The following is a 15,731-nucleotide window of genomic DNA, read 5'->3' as shown; positions in this document are numbered from 1 at the left end:
CCAACATTCATAAAATGTCCTTTAAATGAAGAAATAAGCCAAGGTAAAATTCTTCGCCTTAGATTATTATTGTTTTAAAATAAACTTTCTACAAAGTGCCCACATCATCACACTTAATATCAAGAAATAAAATGGCATCATAAACAATGATCCATTATGAAGAAAACTCATCCCCGATGTTACTAAACTAACCAACAAATAATAGCCAAGACTAAAAATAGCTCCAGCAGTCCCAACAACATCATGAAAGTCTACGAGGGCAAGACTTAAACAATTTGGTAAAGCCACACTCGCACCCATTAGCATGATAAAAATGGTCGTCAAAATACCTCCCGTCAATACTATATTGGGTAGAGTTGTGAACGTGTTGATTAATAATAATAATAGAGATCCGATAGACATAATGAAACAGCCAAGGTGAATAATTTTCTCTGGTTGGAATTTGGTTAACAGTCTTTTTGAAATCATAGCTCCTATAATAGATGCAAAAGCCACGATAACTCCTAAAAAACCATAGATTCCCGGAGACATGTGAAAATGTTCAATAAAGATAATGGGAGCCTCAGCATAATAACTAAATAATATCCCATTTATTCCACCGATCAGCAATCCATAGACTAATACTCGTGGTGATGAGACAATTCGCTTGATAACTGAAAAAATAGGGACCCTTTTTCTAGTTAAAGCATTCGTTGTTTCGGATAGCCTAAAATAAGCATAAATAAACAACAAAACACTCATTGCAACTAGGACAAAAAATACAGCCTTAAACCCAAACGCCTGATCAACCCAACCGCCAATAATTGGTCCAATTGCAGGTGTAAAGGCAATTACTGCAGATATTTTCGCAAACATCTCATGCCTTTTACTGCCAGTTACACTTTCACGTAAAATTGTTTGTGTAATGACAGAGCCCGTAGCTGCCCCAAAGGCTTGAATGAATCGACTAACAAGAAGCAAAGTAATAGATTCAGAGTAATAACACATTAAACTCCCAATTCCATAAAAAACTAAACCGCCTAACATCGCAGGTCTTCGTCCAATAAAGTCAGAGAGCCATCCCCAACAGAAAACGCCCAAAGCAAACCCTATAAAATAGATACTTAAAGTTAACTGTACAGAATTATTTGAAACTCCGAATGCCACAGAAATATCCGGTAATGATGGTGTATAAATTGTTTCACTTATTTGTGGAAAAGCCACAAGTACAATCATTAAAAATAAAGATGGTGTTGCATATTTTTTCATTTTATTTTGCCCTCCTACAAGCATGGTCTACTTTTTTAAAACACTATAGACCTAGCTAGGGAAACGGAGGGATCATGATAAGTATACGATTATATGATGTCATTAATAAATCACCTTAAATATGCTTTAAGTAGGAGAGCATAGTTTTGCTTTTATTATATAGTCTTTTATTATTAAAAGAAATCTTACCCATGACTTTTGATGAACATAAAGATTAACCCTTTAAAACTGAACAAGTCTAACAAGGTTTCACATTTGAGCAAAGCGATTCACCCATTTTTAACCTTCTATCTACATTTCTATTTAACTACTTAGAATGCTTATTTTTATTAATATAAATTAATGCAATCCCATTGATCTCTTGTTTTTTTTAAATAAAAAACCCAAGAAATTAAGTTTTTACATATTGTTTTGAGGATAAATTCTAATTCTCCCCCCTCTAATTGAAGGAATGCTCCGCTAGACGTGGAATAGTTTAAAAGAAGGGATAAAGTGATCTCCCTGATATTACGTTAATATAAGTAAAACACTATGATGAACCGAGGATTTAACCGATGAAACTGCAACTACTCTATCATGAATACTTAAATATTAAATTCAGCAGAAAAATACAGTCCGTTCAACTGGACTGCTTTGAATACTGCCTGCTTGAAAACGATAGCGCAGAATTATTTTTTGTCGATAGTGGGAACGAGTCATTTGTTGAGTGGGCATATGAATTAGAGCCGAAAGATCCAAATTATATGATGAATCCTAACTGGAAGCCTGTTCTCTCAGCATTTTTCAAGCAACTAGATATATATGATGAATTAATATTATATTATTTACTATTTACTATTAACAGGACGACATCCATTGTTAGCAACAACCCGTTCAATGCAATGAATGATTTTATGAAAAACTATTGTTTTTTTCAGTTAGCACAATTGACTGATGCTACTAAATTAAATAAGGAACAAAAACACCAATTAAGAGACTTTTTCTTCTTTTTCTATCTTTATACTCACCCGGTTAACGAAGAAACTCTCTACTCTTTTTCATTCGAAGGAAAGGATTTGGTCCATACGAAAACCAATATCCACCTGGAAGATTACTTTTCTAAATTTCACGATTACTACAAGGAGAACCTCAACAAGTATAGAGATCAAATAATGATTAATCCACATGAAATAGATGCATGTAAGAATCTCACACTAGAATTGTTAAGGTCCATCGAAGGGAAATCGCCCAAGCTGTCGCTGCCTCCTGAAGAGGGGTTAGAGGATGTAATACGACTAATCAATAATGTTGATTATTTATTACATATATATTCCGAAAATAAAACAACATTATTCAGTATCATGGAAGGCTTTCTCGCCAACAATTGCTCCACTCCCTATCGTGACCATTGTTTCACCATGTTGCTTCAGAATTATGTGTGCTATATCCTATACTTTAACTTTGATGAAATTCATGAATTGGTCGATTACTTTAAAGGCACTCCACTATCGTGTGAATTACTTATCAATAAAATGTTTACGGATGCCATCTTTATTCAAAAGATAATGAGACAGAACAGTATAAATATTACCGAGTATAATAATGTCATCGAATTTTTCAATGATGAGGCACGAAGCATGTATTTGTAACTAAAAAACAAAGAATGCGTTGGAAACTACTTTTATTGGAAAGAAAAAGCTAATGCATATGCACTAGCTTTTTTAACTATCTTATTTAGCAGTTACTTCGTCTTCGGTTACCCATTTATGATTCTTTACCACAGGACCACCAGTTGTCGGAGTGTAATCTACCATATAGACGGTCGTTTTTTCCGAAGAGACGATTTCAGCACTCGCACCTTTCATTCCCTTCATATGATCTGCTTCTAAGGTAACTTCTGTTCCAGGTTTCAATACTTTATTTCCTGCATCTTTGATTTCCTCTTGGATAACCCATTTATGATTTTCTACTTTCGGTCCACCAGTGGTCGGAGTATATGTAACTACATATGCAGTAGTATCAAACGCTCCCGAAATAGTTGCTTCAGCATCCTTCATTCCCTTCATATGATCTGTTTTAAGTATCACTTGATCTCCTACTTTATACGTTGGTTGTTCAGCTACCTTTAATCCCTCTGGAACTTCACCAGAACTCGAGTGCTCCATATGATCCTTATTTACACTGCTAGCAGGCTTAGATCCCATGTCCAATTTTTTATTATCTGTTGAGTCATTGCTTTTTCCACATGCTGTTAACGCAAAGATTAGCATTAACGCAACAATTCCTATTATGAATTTTTGGTACATAATTATTCCTCCTAAAACATTTGATTGAATGAATCTCGCCTCTTATGTAATGGAAATAACAATATTATTAATTTTCCCCTAATCCTATATAGGTAAACAAAATGCTGCTCAAACATAATAATTTATGCATCAAGAGATTAGACTCTACTTTATTGAAAACAGGAGGATAAAAAGTATGGTGATTTATAACTTTATCAGTGCATACACTAATTAGAAAAAAAAATGATTGAATGACTCCCCTTGCTTATATAAGTAAATAGTTATATATTTATTAATTGAATCATATATAAGTAAATAATTATATATCTATATAGGAGGTGCTCAAATGCAAGAAACATTACCCGATATTGAACGTACATCAAAAGTTCTTAAATTACTTGGTGATAAAACAAGATTAACAATGGTTGCTTTATTAATGAAACGCGAATTATGCGTTTGTGAATTTCAGGAAGTTTTCGATATGACCCAACCATCTATTAGTCAACATTTACGTAAATTAAAGGATTCTGATCTAGTAAAAGAATCACGAAAAGGGCAATGGATCTATTATTCATTGAATAAAAGTAGTGAGTTCTATCGCCTCATTAATTATGTAACGACGCAGATACCTGACCAAGAAGAAACCATTAAACAAATTGATAAGAGTAATCCAACCATCCGCTGCGGTTGTTAATCAAACATGGAGGTGACAAAAAACATGAGTCATACTGAAAAAAAACGTTTATCATTTCTTGATAGATATTTAACACTATGGATATTTCTTGCAATGGCTATAGGAATTGGACTTGGTTACATATTTCCCGGAATGATCAATGGATTAAATAAGTTTCAAATTGGAACTACATCTATTCCATTAGCTATTGGGTTAATACTTATGATGTATCCTCCGCTAGCCAAAGTACGTTATGAAGAAATTGGTCGAGTGTTTAAAGATATTAAGGTGCTAGCTTTATCCCTCGTTCAAAACTGGATTATTGGTCCGATTCTGATGTTTTTTCTTGCCATCATTTTCTTACCTGATAAGCCAGAATACATGATAGGACTTATTATGATTGGATTGGCACGCTGTATTGCTATGGTCATTGTTTGGAATGATCTAGCCAAAGGGGATACAGATTATGCTGCAGGCCTAGTTGCATTTAACTCAATTTTCCAAGTCATCTTTTTTTCCATCTATGCTTATGTCTTTGTAACAGTAATTCCGGAGTGGTTCGGATTACAAGGGGCAATTATTGATATTACCATTGGAGAGGTAGCAAAATCAGTATTTATTTACCTAGGCATTCCTTTTGTCGCGGGAATGCTTACAAGATTTACATTAGTGAAAGCAAAGGGGAGAAATTGGTATGAGAAGGTATTTATCCCTAAAATCAGTCCCATTACATTAATCGCCCTACTATTTACTATTATTGTGATGTTCTCCTTAAAGGGGGATATGATTGTTGCATTGCCATTAGATGTAGTGAGAATTGCTATTCCTTTACTTGTTTACTTCGTTATCATGTTCTTTGTATCTTTCTTTTTAGGAAAAAAATTAGGTACCAATTATCCAGTAACAACTACATTAGCCTTTACGGCCGGAAGTAATAACTTTGAATTGGCCATCGCTGTCGCTGTTGGGGTGTTTGGAATACATTCAGGAGTTGCCTTTGCCGCAGTAATCGGTCCTTTAGTGGAAGTACCAGTAATGATTGCATTAGTCAATGTTGCACTTTGGTTTAAGAAAAAGTATTACAGTGAGACTGCAGTATAAATTCAAATACTAACAGTTCTAAACAATGAAGATCTAGTAGTGGACGCTGTGGTAATCAGGAAAAGTGGCCTGTAACCATTTAAAAGTAAAAAGAGTTCGGTTATGATATCACAAAAGCAGGAGTTACAGATGAAATAAATTTATAAAAATGGTCCACCTAATTATAAAAATAATTACTGGACCATTTTAGCTTTTTTACTAATAAAGGAAGTTTACTCTCTACTTTATATAGGTTCTTCAGTGTCTACAACTTTAACTTGGTTATAATAGTTATTTTGTCAATTGATTTTGGATCAAAACATAATCCTTCATTAAAACAATAATTAACTATTAGGAGAAAACCTGCTCCTCTTCAGAATTTCATCAGAGTCCATAAAAGTCCATTCTTTAATAGGAATATCAGGATTTTTCCGCAAAAAATCTTGCATAATTTGATAACCAATTTTGTAATCGGACCATTTAGGAATAACACCGTTTCCGGCATTCATCTCTGCTAAGTCGTTATTATTAAAAGAATACCTCTTATCTTTTGCCCAATCCCAAATTGTTAGTTCCACATCTGGAGATAATTCATCTGTCCATGGAACGTTTATCTCAGGGTTGATCAAGGTAGCAAAGGAGTCAGCCTTACCTTCAGATAAAATATAATCAAATAAATCTCTTTGTTTATCTTTCTTATCCTCAAAGTAAACAATATGGTGATATTCATGTGCCACGGTGTATTGGAGCATCTCCTCTTTATATTTTTGAGGTGCTATTTGTAAAACTATAATTTGGTTAGAGGTCGCAAATGCTGTAACTCCACTCATTTGACTTATGATAGTATACTGGTCTGGATTAAACGGGAACAAATATATGGTTGTCTTTCCACCATGAAGCAGGTTAGAGGACTTTTCTAAAGTTTCTTTTATTAAATGACTAAAATGTTCATAGTTTTCATCCAATAATTGAATTGATTCATTCAGTCGATCGACATTTATAGGCGCTGCAAAATTATATTTATCTTTTAACCAATGTGCACCATTTTCGCCAAATGCCTCTTTTCGGAAAGGTTCGACAACTGTCGATATGTATAATTCTTTATGGTTTGGATCTAAATTCTCTTTTACTTTTTGTATGTATTCGAGGATAGGATTAAAAACTGGTACAATTTGAAACTCTTGTTCTCCTACCTTAAAATGTATTGGAGTAGCATTTTTTATCGTATAACTTTGGGTGTTTTCAACATGGTTAGAGGATTTATCCGTTATAGTTGAATCTTTTGGTGCTGAAGTCCTTTCTTCGATACAACCTGTTAATAAACATATAATTATAAAGGTAACTAAAACTAAGTGCCTATAAATATTTAAAACCCCCTATTATAAAAATGAAATTTCAAAATTATCAATCACTAATATTTTAACATAAATTACAAATGGTTTATTATAACCTTCCGTTCACATGATCCAAGGGGCATCTCTTTAATAAGGGATACTCTTTTCTTTTTAAAGTAGAAAATAAGACTGTAAATCAAATTTGGAAATTGCATATATAACAGAGCTTCACTTGATAGAAATTTAACGAAAGAGAAAATGAACCCGTGATTTTTAATATGGCTGCTTGGCATAGAGTAATAGACAAATGCTAACTTGAGAGAAAATCATTTCATTCGATGTATGCAACTAATTGATACTCTTATATATCTAATATATTGAAAAACAAACCAGTCAGTAAAAGGGGGGGCTGAATGGGATAATTAAAAACATTAGTCAAAAAGACAAGCGTTTGTTTCGCTTGTAAAGCAATATGAAGATGTATTATATCGGACTGCAAGTAGATTGTTGAATAATGATGAGGATCTAGCTGATGCTATGCAGGATGCTTTCATTTCGGCTTATGAAAAATTACATACACTAAAAAATGAGAGTAATTCAATACTTGGATTTGTAAAATCCTAATCTATAAATGAAACAGCATACTCAATAAGAATAAAGATATTTTGGTGATTGATGGGGATTTATTTCTTCAAGATAGAGATGATGAATTTCAGAAGATAGGATTCGCCTCATAATATAATTCTATTTATATACTTTAATAACCTGTATTATTAAACTAAATGGCCCTTTAGTACAATAAGAAAAAGCAGATTAACCTTGATCAAATCTCCCCCCCTTTCGTTCAATAAGAACAAATTCAATATAGTTCGGATGGAACAAATATAATTTGACCTTTATCCCCTAACTCTTTCTTCACCTTTTTCCATAATTGTAATCCTTTTTCATTGTGATTTTCCTGTAGCTTTAATCCATTTTCCTTTAATGAATCTGTTTCCAAATCAATCCAATTACCATATACCAATACCCATTCCATTAGTTCTTTCATTAAATTATCGGATAAAGGAAATTCTTCTATATCAAGATTCCAACCGCATATATTACACCAAATAGGGTCAGCCGAAAAATCCGCCTCAAGTTTAAATGAACTTGTAAAATTGCATTTACAAACTTCTTTTAACATCAATAGTCACTCCCCAAACATACAATTTCTCCAACAAGTGATTCAAATATCCTGGCCCTTTAAAAAAAAAAGAATTGCCAAAACAGGCCGTTCAATTGTTTTTATACTAAAACACCGGATTATTAATTAATGGCTACCTAAAAGGAACTTTAATATATAATAATAAATGGTGAATCGATTGGGCTGGGAGGAAACAATGGAACAGTTTACTTATCAAGTTCCTGAAAAGGTGCATATTACAACAATAATACCAATACTAAACGAAAAAAAAGAAGTTGCATTCGAAATAAGAAAACAGCAACATAAATTCCTTGCACGTATCGTCCACAACACATTACGAAGTGGTATTCCTTATAGTTATAAATTAGCTAATGGGTATGGAAAACCACTATATACTATAGACTGTGCGTTTCCTGGCATTAAGTACAAATTAACTGACAATTTATCCTCACAAACCGTTTCTATATCTTCTCAAAGAGTTCAACTAATTGAAAAAGCGTATCAATTTAGGTTGGATAGCCACGAATATTTTTTTGAAAAAGATTATACTGGTGCCGGTTACCTCAAATGTGATAATGACCTAATAGCCACTGTTTCGATGTCCCTTAAATCGAATACTTCTTTGTTCAAAAACTCGGAATTGAATACTATTTTAATAAAATCAACAACGCAGAAATTCGCTGGTCTTGCTGCCGTATTGTATCATACGTTTTATTACTATGGTGCTTAAAAATAGCATACAAAAGTCAAACTGTTGTTCAACAAACTTGCACCTTTAGTCGAAAAGAAAAAAAGCCGTTGATCTATACTTTTGCCCACTTTAGCTCTATAATTTAAATCAATTTTAACGCTTCATGAACTGCCCAAATTTGATGTTCATGAAATAAATTTTCTACTGCTCGAATTGGTTCAACCCATATAAGTAAGTGATCCTCTTCTGTTGGTTCACTTACCTGTTTTCCCATTTCGCATAGATAAAAATAACCTTCGCTAAGGTAATACTTATATTCATTTGTGGAAAAGAAATATCTTTGAGCACATCCTATAAAATGACCTACTTCTATTTCCATCCCCATTTCTTCTAATGCTTCCCTTTTTATACACTCTTCGTGAGTCTCAGTATTTTCTATTCCTCCGCCAGGAAGAAAATACTTACCATCACCTGTTTCAATGATTGCAATTCTATCTTTCTGATTATTAAACATTAAACAATACACAGCTGGCCTTTTTATATATTCTTTAGCATCTTCTTTTTGACCAAATGTAATGACAGCCATAATTGATATCTCCTTTGTTCTTAGCGATTTTACTAAATATACCCTTGGATTCTTCTTCTCTTTTTATAATTACATTTTTTCACAAAACTTTACTTCCAAAAAAATAACTGCAATTTAGCAGTTCCATTAGATTACATATTATTTAAAGATCAGTTTAAAATTTTTAATATGGTTAAAGATTAGTTTCACTTGGAATGCAGTCCAAATGATTAAGAAAATAGCTGATAGACTAAATAGGGAAATTGAAAACAAATAATACCAATCAGGAAAATACTGGTGTACAACAAAAAAGTTCTTTCCATTATACCTTTCAATTGGATATGCAGCTCTAGTTAATAAATTATCCTTTAATTGAGCTTTGCTAGGAAATGAATAATTAGGTTCTTTACTAAATTTATTGTCCTTACTTGTATATATAGCTATATACTCATCGGTATGAAATCTATTATTTATTTCTTTTACAGCATTACCAATCTTATCAATTTGTTGTGTAGAAAGATTGTTAACTTCTATCATATTGAGCAGATTATTACGGGATATTCCATAATTTTTATGGACTGAATTTGCAATGAATAAGCTAATTATCCCTAACACCAGAAGAAATAAAGAACCAAAACCCAACCAGTTTTTTTTAGTCTTAATATTAATCCCTCCATCGCAACTATTTAAAAGTAAATATTCTCCAAAAGGGTTAAAATTCCTGTTTAAATGTTCCAATTGTATTCCACTAAACGGCCCCTTCACGTTAGTAAATTCAACAAATAAAAATGTTAATCCATCTCGAAGTGCATCCCAATAGTTAGAAACAAATTTTACAATTAAAGATGCAATTCATCTTCAATTAACACTCCCTTTTAAGCTAAAAGTAAACTATTCTATAAACAAATATGAAGGTGACACGGTTAATTCTTCAATAGAAATATCTTTGTTATTATCAAGGTACCACTTAACCAAATAGTATCCTATTGCATAACCGCCCCAAAAAGGTATTCCTTCTTCTTCATTACCAAACATAAATACATCAGTTGATGTACCTTTATCGTTTATATGTTGTATATAATGGCTCTCCCATAGATTCTTAGCTTGAATTTCGGATAATGCATCTTTAAAAGGACCCAAATATTTTTCACCCAATTTTAAACGAATAAAGTGCTCCGCTAAACCTTCTAATATCATTCGGTCAAGTAAAGTCTGGTTTGCTTCATTAATTTCTAAAGCACTTATTCTCCAGTGGTGATGATATTCGTGTGTAATAACAGACTTTAACATTTTACGTACATTTTCTTCTGGAAGAACTGTAAAACACATCTTTCCATCCCAATTGGTAAAGGCAGATACTCCACCAAGTTTTGATTTAACGAAGTCATCCTCCTCGTCTAAAATAAATAACTCAAACTGTATTATTCTATTAGATGGGTATTGTTGTTGCAAAAGCACAAGTTCCTCTTTTATAAAATTTTCAAAACCTAGTATTCGCATTTTATTTAATTGTTTTTCAAGTAAACAAATATTATTATCTAAATTAAACATCCCGAAAAATAGCATCATTTCTAATTCTTCTTCTTCAAATTTAAAAACATCCAAAAAAATCTCTTTTCTATTTGCATCTGGATTTAATCTCACAATTGAGATAAATTTCTGCATATCGTCAAGTCTAGATATAGTCTTTACTAATAAATTTGTTTGACTAATTGTTCTCCACTCCAATCCAAAAGAACTTACTATGAATTTTACTTATTCAAGTAATTGATAGTAGTACACCTATAGTTAAAGCCTTTTTTCTGAACAACTAAATATTTTAATTCTTTATCATTTTACGAAGTTCCTTTTTATACTAACTTGTCCCGTTAGCTTAATATCTGAAACAAAAATGCGTTATCCTTCTCGATTCACTCCCCCTTTAGTTGAATAAAAAATAAACAATAATAACTAGATATTAAGCTTAGGTATGGCCACAAAAATTCTACATTCATTCTTTGTGGTGAAAAGCTTTGAGTATTTGATTCATGGATGGCTACCAGGGCTGTTTACTTTAAGAAGGATTACTTACATTATGTATAGAACATATATATGAGAAGTTTTGCTTAAGAAGATAAATAATGAAACAATTATATAAGTTTCTCTAGTATTTTTTGGTTCTCTTAATTGCAGGTTTAATATTTAATATTAAATTCAATTTTTTAAACATAATTTAAATATCCTTATAGAATTCCCAGCAGCATTAGGAATTTCATTAGGTATTATTTTTTTGATAAAAAAATCAAAGCAAAGTAATTTCTTATTATGCTAACGGATGCAAGAATTAAAATAGTTGAGTTCGCTATGATGACTTTTTTTAAATTCCACTACGGGGGAGTTTAGTTTAACAATAAAAAAGGGGGATCTTTATTGAATCTATTTACTGATTTGGATGTAGCCAGTCCTAAAATTAATTATTTGAATGAACTATTATTAAACAAATTTGATAAAAAGATTAAAAAGGATAATGTTGATAGTTGTCTTATTCTTCAAGATGGTGCGTTAGTCTATAAATACTTTAGAAATAACAAAATGAGAGTTAAACAACATAAAATAAATTCTGTAACCAAAAGTGTGTTATCAGCACTCATTGGAATTGCTTTAAATAAGGGGTTAATTGAAAGTGTTCATGTTCCAATTGTACACTACTTCCCAGAACTTAAAAGACCTGGTGTGGATAAAAGAAAATTAGAAATTACGGTCTTACACTTATTAACTATGACGGCGGGATTACGATGGACTAGTAATAAAGAAATGGAAAGCAGTAAGAATTGGGTGCGGTACATACTTGAGCGCCCTATGGAACAACAACCAGGCATTGCCATGAATTATTGCTGTGGATACTCCCACTTACTAAGTGCTATTTTAAGTAAAACAAGTGGTATGGATGCTAGTACATTTGCACAAAAGTTTCTATTTGGACCTTTAGATATAAAAGATTACAGGTGGCCTTCGGATGCACAAGGAATTTCAAACGGCGGATTTGGTTTAGCAATGCAAACTATTGATATGCTGAAAATTGGATATTTGTATTTAAACAATGGGAATTGGTTTTCCAAACAGATCCTACCAGAAAGCTGGGTTAAAGATTCTACAACAGCTAGACTAAATTCCTATGGTTATCATTGGTGGGTATTATCAGGAAAAGTTGATATCCCTATGGTTTACTATGCACAAGGTTACGGTGGAAACAATATCATTATCGTCCCCGATTATCAATTAATAACAGTATTCACAGGAACTATCTTCGAGGACTCTTCTCGACCATTTCGTTTATTTAATGAACTCATTCTTCCTGCTGTAATGAACATAAATCAAGCCTGATCTGCATTTGATAAAATCTTTTTAAACTTTAACAAACTCATAATGAGCCTGCTAATAATATTGAACTAATCTTTCCCTTTAGAACAAAAAGAAAAGCTGGCTAACTCTTGTTATTCAGCTCTTTAGTCTATATAAGCAATTTCTTTATTAATATACTAAATACACTTCTGATTATTGTACCGCTACTAAGACATTATCGTAATCTGGTAGTTACGTTGTTACTTTCGCATATATAAGAAAGAATACAGCCAACTGAACAAATATAAAGATGTTTGGAACGACTAGGGCAAGATCTATGATAAGAAATGCTGCTAATATTAATAAAAATAAACCTAAATGGAAAATGTTCAAACGATGCTTAATAATTCGATATTTATGGAACACCAGTGTGGTTGATAAAAAGTAGATAAGAGTGGCAGCAAAGGTCAAGATTAACAAAAACTGATAATGGATGTCCTTTAAAAAGGCTAACTGAATCGCCGATGCAATGATACTTAAAGACATATAAATAAATAAATGCCCATAAATAATCGCTTGCCCGGTGGATTTTATTTTTTTGTCAACCTTTTTCTCTATATTATCAAAATATTGCCACCACATAGCAATAACAATGATAAATGATATCATGGTAAAAATAATCGCTTCCCACTCTCCTTTTTCTGGATGTAAGACAGCAATTAAGCTTACGATTGATTCTCCAAACAAAATAATAGTAAAAAGTCCAAACCTTTCTAGCAGGTGAGAGGTATCTGTTGGAGCCTTGACGAGATATTTACGACCTAAAATAGGGACAACAATATCAATAAAAATACCTAAGTATAGGATAAGATATCGTGGCCAGGAGACAAAGAAAACGGAAATTAAGGAGACAGTAATACCAATTAAAAAGACATACCCTAAATAAACCGCTGCTCGTCTGCGAGGTCCACTCTCCCACCTACTAATCCATAGATATTGCATAGATGTTAATAGGCGGATTCCTATGTAACCTATGAGGAAAGGAATATAATATGGATCAAAGTTAACAGACAGGCTAGCTGTCATCAATATGATAAATATCATTTGAGTGATCATAAACAAACGTTGGGTAACACAATCTTTACCAAAACGATTGATAAATAAAGACTGACCTACCCAAGCCCACCAAATAGGGACGAAAATTAAACCAAACTTTAACAGATATTCAACCGGGATAACCCCATGTTCCTCATGCATTAACAGGTGCGTAGCTTTTGCTATTGCAGCCACAAAGATTAAATCAAAAAGTGCCTCTAACCACGTTAAGTTCTTATTTTCCATGAATGTTTCTACTCCTCTATGCAAAAATAAATCCTACTCCAGCTAGATCATATCAAACTGTAAATCATAAAATATCAGCATGACTACTTTTTTAAGGCACCCATAGTCTGTAAATTATAAACTTGTAACATTATCAAATTGAGTGGACTTCCCATTAATCAAGATATCAATAACTTCATGTTCGGGGTCTAACGTCAATTTATAAACATGTTGTTCGATTAAACCATCTTGTCTATTTGTTTCATCTAACTTTACTTTTAATGTGTCACCTTGTACCTCAAGGTCAGTAACAACTGTTCCCTTTGATTGGTAAAAAATGTAAGCAATATCTTCTCCATCATTCATTAGTTGGAGTGTATGGTGATAATCGATTTTATCTTGTACATCATCTGGAATAACATCAATTTCACTAATACTTAAGCTTGATGAATTACACGCTGCTAGAAGAGATGTTGTAAATAATAACAAGAACAATATTTTTCTCAAAGAATTTTCCTCCTGACCATTTTTACACTTAACTGAGATATAAATATTCATACCTTTATTGTACTAATGTATCCACCCAAAAAACTCGTTCCAACTCCCCTCCCCCCTTAAACCTTACCAACTCCTACTCCCCCAACGCCTCAAGCCCTTTTCCATTATTACCCTCCTAATAAAGTCGTTCCCGCATTTTCCCCACATTCATCTAATTTTTGTTCAGATTTTACAACCATTTTGGACTAAAAAAGTCACTCCATAATAGAGGTAAGGGATTAGGGTTTAGGGGAAAAGAAAAAGGAATAAAGGCTCGAAAACCCTTATTCCTTCTGGCTTTTATTCAATTCCGAAAGACCGAAGATCGCCAGATTTTGCTCTGGTTTTCCTTCTGTTCAGCCATAAAAAAGTTTAGGCAACTTCCTTTCCTTACCACCCCCGCTTCATCCCTTCTCCCGCCTATCTTCACGCCCTTTTCCCATCTTTTTTAATTGAATAAAGTTTGTCCTGCTTTTTCTCCCACTTTTGATCAATCTTGTACCGAATTTTCAATGTCTCAGAGATAAAAAAGTTTGTCCAAAATAGAGGTAAGGGATAAGGATAAAAGGGTTGATTCCCCTTCTTTTTCAAGCCTTTTCAGGCTTTTCTTCAAGATCTTCCTCCCACTTTTACTCTTTGATCGCCCTATTTTGTGTATAACTTGTTGATATCTCACATTTCCCCATTCCCTTTTTCCCGCTTCAATTCCGTTATTCACAACTTATCCCCCTTTCAACCCAAACCTTCCTCACGCTTCTTCCTATTCACACTATTTATAAGCAAAAAAGAACCGAATGGCGTACCGATGGTACGCTACTCGATCCTTTGATATCAATATCTCGCTGATTGATCTTATCCTCAGAAGCAGATAATGTCTTTTTGTAGCTCTTGTATCCAATTCATTATTTCTTTGAAATTATAATCAAAGTCAAAATTGCATTCCAATATCTCTTCAATCTTATAATAGGCATTATCAAATAAATACCAAAGATATTCTAAAATCCTTATATCCTCTGGATTTTTTTCCGAAAATAGTTCAAGACTTTTCACGATAATGCCTAAGCCTACATTAACCTTTTCCCATATTTTGTGCCAAGTTTCATCATTTGGGTTAGTAATATATTTGAAATCATCCAACAGATTAGGAAGTGAGGATAATGCATCATTTAGTGTAGTAACTCCGTACAAGTACAAATCTTCATTATCTTCTTTGAGAAGAAAGTTATAAGAATTAATCTCATATTTGTGCTGTATCCAAAGATATTCGTTAATTTGTTGGGAAAATGTTTGATTAGTCATATTGAGGTCTCCTTTATATGAGGTTTTGTTTGAGGTAAGCTAAGCGTCAGACGGTGTACTGTGGAAAAGGTTAAGCACATCCTTGTGAGGCAATCGTCTATCGCTTATATTCTATTTTATAACGGATGATGAAGCGGAACAACAGATTGATATTCCCCTGTCTTTTTGTCCTTCCCCGCCTTCCTCTCCCTCTCACTCCCCTCAAACCCTTGCGTC

Annotated in this window: 16 protein-coding genes; 6 read left to right on the top strand and 10 right to left on the bottom strand. The window is 32.9% G+C overall.

From position 1 onward, the window contains the following. Positions 1 to 66: 66 nt before the first annotated feature. Entirely contained in the window at positions 67 to 1,248 is a 1,182-nt protein-coding gene (locus tag MHI39_RS01415) for a multidrug effflux MFS transporter (RefSeq protein ID WP_342540538.1), read from the bottom strand. Between the two features lie 554 nt (positions 1,249 to 1,802). Between MHI39_RS01415 and MHI39_RS01410 the strand changes: the two genes are divergently transcribed. Continuing rightward, a complete protein-coding gene (locus MHI39_RS01410) occupies positions 1,803 to 2,876 on the top strand; it encodes a hypothetical protein (RefSeq protein ID WP_342540536.1) in 1,074 nt (357 codons plus the stop codon). A gap of 81 nt (positions 2,877 to 2,957) precedes the next feature. Here the strand turns inward: MHI39_RS01410 and MHI39_RS01405 are convergent, their stop codons facing one another. Further along, complete coding sequence (locus tag MHI39_RS01405; protein WP_071977396.1) at positions 2,958 to 3,533, bottom strand: YdhK family protein; 576 nt, start codon at positions 3,531 to 3,533, stop codon at positions 2,958 to 2,960. A 325-nt stretch (positions 3,534 to 3,858) separates the two neighbouring features. Here MHI39_RS01405 and MHI39_RS01400 point away from each other — a divergent pair, with 325 nt between their 5' ends. Both MHI39_RS01400 and arsB read left to right on the top strand, forming a co-directional pair. Further along, complete coding sequence (locus MHI39_RS01400) at positions 3,859 to 4,206, top strand: metalloregulator ArsR/SmtB family transcription factor (RefSeq protein WP_209391840.1); 348 nt, start codon at positions 3,859 to 3,861, stop codon at positions 4,204 to 4,206. Between the two features lie 24 nt (positions 4,207 to 4,230). Beyond that, on the top strand, positions 4,231 to 5,286 hold the full coding sequence (gene arsB / locus MHI39_RS01395; RefSeq protein ID WP_342540535.1) for an ACR3 family arsenite efflux transporter: 1,056 nt from the start codon (positions 4,231 to 4,233) through the stop codon (positions 5,284 to 5,286). A gap of 323 nt (positions 5,287 to 5,609) precedes the next feature. On the opposite strand, the gene MHI39_RS01390 is transcribed toward arsB, so the two are convergent. Continuing rightward, on the bottom strand, positions 5,610 to 6,230 hold the full coding sequence (locus MHI39_RS01390; RefSeq protein ID WP_342540534.1) for a DUF2268 domain-containing putative Zn-dependent protease: 621 nt from the start codon (positions 6,228 to 6,230) through the stop codon (positions 5,610 to 5,612). A gap of 873 nt (positions 6,231 to 7,103) precedes the next feature. Between MHI39_RS01390 and MHI39_RS01385 the strand changes: the two genes are divergently transcribed. Then, entirely contained in the window at positions 7,104 to 7,223 is a 120-nt protein-coding gene (locus MHI39_RS01385; RefSeq protein WP_342540533.1) for a hypothetical protein, read from the top strand. 235 nt (positions 7,224 to 7,458) lie between these two features. Here MHI39_RS01385 and MHI39_RS01380 read toward each other — a convergent pair whose 3' ends face one another. Beyond that, on the bottom strand, positions 7,459 to 7,782 hold the full coding sequence (locus tag MHI39_RS01380; protein WP_251345997.1) for a hypothetical protein: 324 nt from the start codon (positions 7,780 to 7,782) through the stop codon (positions 7,459 to 7,461). A 196-nt stretch (positions 7,783 to 7,978) separates the two neighbouring features. Between MHI39_RS01380 and MHI39_RS01375 the strand changes: the two genes are divergently transcribed. Beyond that, entirely contained in the window at positions 7,979 to 8,512 is a 534-nt protein-coding gene (locus MHI39_RS01375; RefSeq protein WP_342540532.1) for a hypothetical protein, read from the top strand. A gap of 103 nt (positions 8,513 to 8,615) precedes the next feature. Here MHI39_RS01375 and MHI39_RS01370 read toward each other — a convergent pair whose 3' ends face one another. From MHI39_RS01370 to MHI39_RS01360, 3 genes are all read right to left on the bottom strand, one after another. Beyond that, positions 8,616 to 9,059, bottom strand: a complete 444-nt coding sequence (locus tag MHI39_RS01370) for an NUDIX domain-containing protein (protein ID WP_342540531.1) — start codon at positions 9,057 to 9,059, stop codon at positions 8,616 to 8,618. Between the two features lie 138 nt (positions 9,060 to 9,197). Then, a complete protein-coding gene (locus tag MHI39_RS01365; RefSeq protein ID WP_342540530.1) occupies positions 9,198 to 9,776 on the bottom strand; it encodes a hypothetical protein in 579 nt (192 codons plus the stop codon). Between the two features lie 153 nt (positions 9,777 to 9,929). Continuing rightward, positions 9,930 to 10,766 carry a DUF2268 domain-containing putative Zn-dependent protease gene (locus tag MHI39_RS01360; RefSeq protein ID WP_342540529.1) on the bottom strand — a complete coding sequence of 279 codons (837 nt, stop codon included), beginning with the start codon at positions 10,764 to 10,766 and terminating at the stop codon, positions 9,930 to 9,932. A 681-nt stretch (positions 10,767 to 11,447) separates the two neighbouring features. On the opposite strand from MHI39_RS01360, the gene MHI39_RS01355 reads away from it, so the two are divergent. After that, positions 11,448 to 12,401 (top strand): serine hydrolase, encoded by a 954-nt coding sequence (locus tag MHI39_RS01355; RefSeq protein ID WP_342540528.1) that lies wholly within the window; start codon positions 11,448 to 11,450, stop codon positions 12,399 to 12,401. A 210-nt stretch (positions 12,402 to 12,611) separates the two neighbouring features. Here MHI39_RS01355 and MHI39_RS01350 read toward each other — a convergent pair whose 3' ends face one another. The 3 genes from MHI39_RS01350 to MHI39_RS01340 form a co-directional block, all read right to left on the bottom strand. Next, positions 12,612 to 13,700, bottom strand: a complete 1,089-nt coding sequence (locus tag MHI39_RS01350; RefSeq protein WP_342540527.1) for a low temperature requirement protein A — start codon at positions 13,698 to 13,700, stop codon at positions 12,612 to 12,614. Between the two features lie 114 nt (positions 13,701 to 13,814). Next, complete coding sequence (locus MHI39_RS01345) at positions 13,815 to 14,186, bottom strand: hypothetical protein (RefSeq protein ID WP_071977405.1); 372 nt, start codon at positions 14,184 to 14,186, stop codon at positions 13,815 to 13,817. Positions 14,187 to 15,074: 888 nt separating this feature from the next. Further along, on the bottom strand, positions 15,075 to 15,515 hold the full coding sequence (locus MHI39_RS01340) for a hypothetical protein (protein WP_342540526.1): 441 nt from the start codon (positions 15,513 to 15,515) through the stop codon (positions 15,075 to 15,077). Positions 15,516 to 15,731: the final 216 nt, after the last annotated feature.

The sequence above is a fragment of the Heyndrickxia sp. FSL K6-6286 genome, from assembly GCF_038630395.1.
Classification (GTDB): Bacteria; Bacillota; Bacilli; order Bacillales; family Bacillaceae_C; genus Heyndrickxia; species Heyndrickxia oleronia.
This window is presented reverse-complemented; position numbering and strand designations above follow the sequence as displayed.